Origin of the sequence: Tabrizicola sp., from assembly GCF_051645465.1 — a bacterium.
GTDB lineage: Bacteria > Pseudomonadota > Alphaproteobacteria > Rhodobacterales > Rhodobacteraceae > Tabrizicola.
On record NZ_JBOFBI010000302.1, the window covers coordinates 1 to 4,372 of the forward strand.

The window sequence follows — 4,372 nt, forward strand, 5'->3', positions numbered from 1 at the left end:
CTAGGGAGAACTTGCGCATGAGGCCGCGTTTGCGCAGCCGCTCGATGTTCTCGGGCAGGTCGTAGTCTGGACCGTAGATGATGCGCAGGTAGTCGCGTCCGCGCACTTTCATGGCTGGCTGGATCAGACCTTTGTCTCCTTTCACGATGAAGGCATTGGGTTTGATGACCATGCCTTCGCCGCCCGAGCCGGTATGGGCGGTCCACCAGTCGACCACGTCCTTGCGGTCGGCGTCAGATGTGGGGTTGACCAGCTTCCATCCGGTTTCGCGCAAGATGTTGTCGCTGGCGCAAAGGCTGGCCAGGGTCTCCAAGTGCCAGACATGCGGGCGATCGGTCAGAACCCGACCCTCAGCGGCGAGGATGTGGAAGGGGGCGATCCGGTAGTCTTCGATTGTGGTCGCGTCCCAGCAATAGCCGTCGATCGTGCGTCCCATGGCCACCGCGTTCGTCCGGCGGAGTTCGGCGCGGGCGCGCAAGGGATCGGTCGCTTCGATGTGCCGCGCTTGGTCCAGCGCGGCAATCAGCGCCTCGGCCGAGGTCCGGGCGGCGGCGACTGTGGGGCGGTACTGCTTGAGCAACAGCTCTTGCGCCTTGGCGGACCAGGGCATCAGCTCGGCGTCGAGAAGCAGCCAGTCGGTGGCGAGGGTATCCCAAAGCCCAGCCGCGCCAACTGCGGTGCCAATCCGGGCCACGAGTTCGGCCTCAAGCGCATCGTCGTTGAAGAACGGGCGACCGGTGCGGGTGCAGATCACGCCCGCCTTGCCATCCTCGACCCCGAACCGTGCCGCCGCCGCCGCTGCATCGCGGGCAACCACGATCAGGGCGCGCGAGCCCATGTGTTTTTCCTCGACGACCAGTTCGGTGACGCCCCGACTGGCATAGAAGTCCAGCGCCTGTTCGGGATGTTCCAGAAACGGACCTGAGGGCGCCGTCGGGCAGGCCGCCATCGTGGGTGGCAGATAGATCAGCCAGCGCGGATCAATGGCGAAACGGCTCATCGTCTCAAGCGCCGCGAGTGCGTTTTCCTCGGGGATCATCACCGTGCCGCCGAGCCGGGTTTCGATCCTGAGCTTTCGGGCGTAGTCGTCGAAGTAGAGGAGGCGGTCGTTGTCTTGCTGGGCCGAGCGCGGTGTCTCGCCGCCCAAGGGCTTCGCAGGCTCGGCGTACTGGCGTGCGGCGGGGATCGAGACAGTTTCCCTTTCCGGCCAGCGCAGGGCAGTGAGCTTGCCACCAAAGACACAGCCGGTGTCGATGCAGATCGTGCTGTTCAACCATTCGGCCTCGAGCGTAGGCGTATGGCCAAAGACGACATCCGCCGTGCCGCGATAATCGCGGGCCCATTCCAGCCGGACGGGCAGACCGAATTCATCGATTTCGCCCGTCGTTTCGCCGAACATCGCAAAACTGCGCACCTCGGCCGAGCCGCGCCCGTGCATGCTTTCCTTCAAGCCAGCGTGGGCGACGACCAGCTTGCCCCCCGCCAGCCAGGCATGCGACCGCAAGTCATAGACGAAGTCGCTGAGCTTCTTGCGAAAGGCCTCCGAGCAGGCCGCGAGTTCCCCCGCCGTCAGGTCAAGCCCGTGGTTGAGCTTGACGTCACGGCCTTTCAGGAACTTGGACAGCTTGAAGTCGTGGTTGCCCATGACGCATTGCGCAGTGCCCTCGGCACACATCCCCATGACCAGGCGCAGGCAATCGACATTGCGCGGGCCGCGATCGGTGATGTCGCCTAGGAACTGGACTCTCCGGCCTTCCGGATGCCGCGCGCTCAGTAGGGTTTCGCCTGGCTGGTAGGGATCGACCTGATAGCCAAGACGCGCCAGCAAGGCGGTCAGCTCGTCAAAACAGCCGTGGATGTCGCCGATGATGTCGAAGGGGCCGTGATCGCCGCGCTGGTCGGTCCAGAGCGGTTCCCGCACGATCGTGAGCGCATCGACTTCGGCGGGGGAGTTCATGATCTGGACCTGGCGAAACCCCTCTTTCTGCAACCCGCGAAGACCGCGGCGCAGCGCTTGGGAGTGGTTGCGCGGGACATGCGGGCCGAAATCGCGGTTCGCACGGCCCTTGTTCCGCTCATGACAGAGGTCGGCGTCGATGTTCAGGACCAACGCGACCGGCAAGGCATGGTATTGCCGCGCAAGCTGCACCAGTTCCGCCCGGTCGCGAGGCTGGACCGAGGTCGCGTCGATCACCGTCAGCCTGCGGCGGCGCAGACGGATACCAGCGGTCAGGCGCAAAAGCTCGAACGCATCGCCGCTGGCCGCCTGATCGGTCTCGTCATCCGAGACGACGGCCCGGCAGGCATCGGACGAGATGATCTCGGTTTCCAGAAAGTGCTTCCGCGCGAAGCTCGACTTGCCGGAACCGGTGGGGCCGACAAGGACGACGAGCGAGAAGTCGGGGATCGAGATTTTCATGTCAGGCACCTCCAACCAGATGCCGGAACAGCGTATCGGCTGCGCCGCGATGGTCGTCGCGATCGCTTTCGGGCGGTGCCTCTTTGGCCATGGCGAACTCGGACAGAATGAGCCGGTCGATTTCCGCAATCCGGGCACCGGTGCCGATTTCCTTGGCCTGCGACTTCGCCTCCAGCAGCTCGCCGATCCTGCCGGTCGTGGCCGGATCGAGATCGAGACCGGCCACAAGGTCCTGAAGGTTCATCGGCGGCAGCCGAGACGGATGAAACCGCAGCCACCGCAAGGCCAGTGCGGGGCGCAGGATGTAGAAATACTTCTTGAAGTTGACCTCGTCAGCCTCGCCGACATGCTTCTGCCATTGCCCCTCGCCAAGGCTGAGGTAATGGAACCGGCAGGCGGTCTGGTGGGTGATCCGGCGGGCAAGGTCGATAAGCGCGGCACAGGCGCCATCGCTCCAGCCGTAGCGAATCGGGCTCGACAGCCATTCCAGCATCACCGGGTTCGGCTTCAAAAGGAGGTTCAGCGCTTTACGCAGGTCCCAGCCGTTGATGTCCAGCTCCGCCGAGATCGGCAGCTCGATCACGTCCCGGCCCGGGTTCAGCGTCAGATACCAGTCGCGCCGGTTTGCATAGACAAAGCGGACATCGTAGTCGCTGTCCGGCGAGGGGAAGCCCCAGGCGCGGCTGCCGCTTTCCACGGCGAAGAGGATGCGCACGTCATGATCGCGCTCGATCTCGGCAAGCTTGTCCAGAATGGCCCCGCGGACTTCTGTGTCGATCAAGGGCACGAAGGCAGGAAGCATCAGGCGTTCCCCTCTCGCGTGAAGACGCCCATCTGCGATGGCGCTCCGACGTTGTCGTCCACCGGACCAAGCGGTTGGAACTTGACCCCATAACCATGTGCCTCGGCCACCCGCTGCGCCCAGGTTTCAAACTCGGCACGGGTCCATTCGAACCTGTGGTCGCCATGGCGCAGCGAGCCCGGCTCCATGCCTTCGAAGAGCACGTTGTATTCGCGGTTCGGCGTGGTCACGACGATCAGCCGGGGGCGGGCGGTGCCGAAGAGCGAAAGCTCCAGCGCCGACAGACGTTGCGGGTCGATGTGTTCGATCACCTCGACCAAGGTTGCGGCATCAAAGCCCTGCCAGCGCCTATCGGCATAGGTCAGGCTGCCAAGCTGCAACTGCACCCTTTGGCGTAGCCGGTCCCCCGCTTCGTCCAGATGCAGCCGCCGCGCCGCGGTTTCCAGCGTCCGGATCGACGGGTCGACGCCAAGAACCCGCTCGACCCCGCGTTCCTTGAGAAGACGCCGGATCAGCTTGCCTTCGCCGCATCCCAGATCGAGGATCGTCTTCGCACCCGAAGCCAAGACGACATCACGCACCGTATCAAGACGCAGGTCGTGCAGCTTGAGCGGCGTCTCCAGCTGCTCTTCCCCGGAGTTGGTCACCGGGGCCTCTTCGTCCTCCACAGTCGCCGTCTCCGAAAGCCGTTCCAGCGCCTGTTCCACAAGACTGCGGCGGTGTTTCAGCGACCGGCGCGCGATCAGCTCTTTCGCGGGATGGTCGGCAAGCCAGTCGCCTCCCTTTGTCAGGAGCTTGTCGATCTCGGCCTTGTCGATCCAGTAGTGCTTGGCGTTGTCCAGCACGGGCACCAGAACATAGAGGTGGTTCAGGATATCGCTCAGCCGGGCGGTGATGGTCAGCGTGAGGTCAAAGACGGACCGGCGCCCGCTGTCGTCCAGCAGCGCTGCCTCGATCTGATAGCCAAGCGGCGCGAAGAGCTCTTCGATCACCGCGAGCCCGCCCGAGACGGCGACCGGAACGATGCGGATCGCGAAGGGCAAAGCGCGGTCGGCCAGCGCCTGGCGATCCTTCGATTTGCCCGACATGCTCTGCCCGATCGCCCGACCCAGGGCGACCGAAAGCAGCGAATTGGCCGCATAGGGGCGGTC

The 4,372-nt window shown here is 64.5% G+C and carries 3 protein-coding genes; all 3 read right to left on the minus strand.

Annotation, left to right across the window (positions count from 1 at the left end; translation table 11 throughout):
* A partial coding sequence (locus ACRCSW_RS19500; RefSeq protein ID WP_438707313.1) for a polynucleotide kinase-phosphatase occupies positions 1-2,419 on the minus strand: 2,419 nt, incomplete at its 3' end.
* Between the two features lies 1 nt (position 2,420).
* Positions 2,421-3,221: a nucleotidyltransferase domain-containing protein gene (locus ACRCSW_RS19505; RefSeq protein WP_438707314.1), complete on the minus strand. Its 801-nt coding sequence runs from the start codon at positions 3,219-3,221 to the stop codon at positions 2,421-2,423.
* On the minus strand, positions 3,221-4,372 hold a 1,152-nt coding region (locus ACRCSW_RS19510), incomplete at its 5' end, for a 3' terminal RNA ribose 2'-O-methyltransferase Hen1 (protein ID WP_438707315.1). The genes ACRCSW_RS19510 and ACRCSW_RS19505, both read right to left, overlap by 1 nt.

Excerpts from the sequence above, each read along its gene's own strand:
- ACRCSW_RS19505 (WP_438707314.1), bottom strand. The coding sequence starts at position 3,221 with ATGCTTCCTGCCTTCGTGCCCTTGATCGACACAGAAGTCCGCGGGGCC.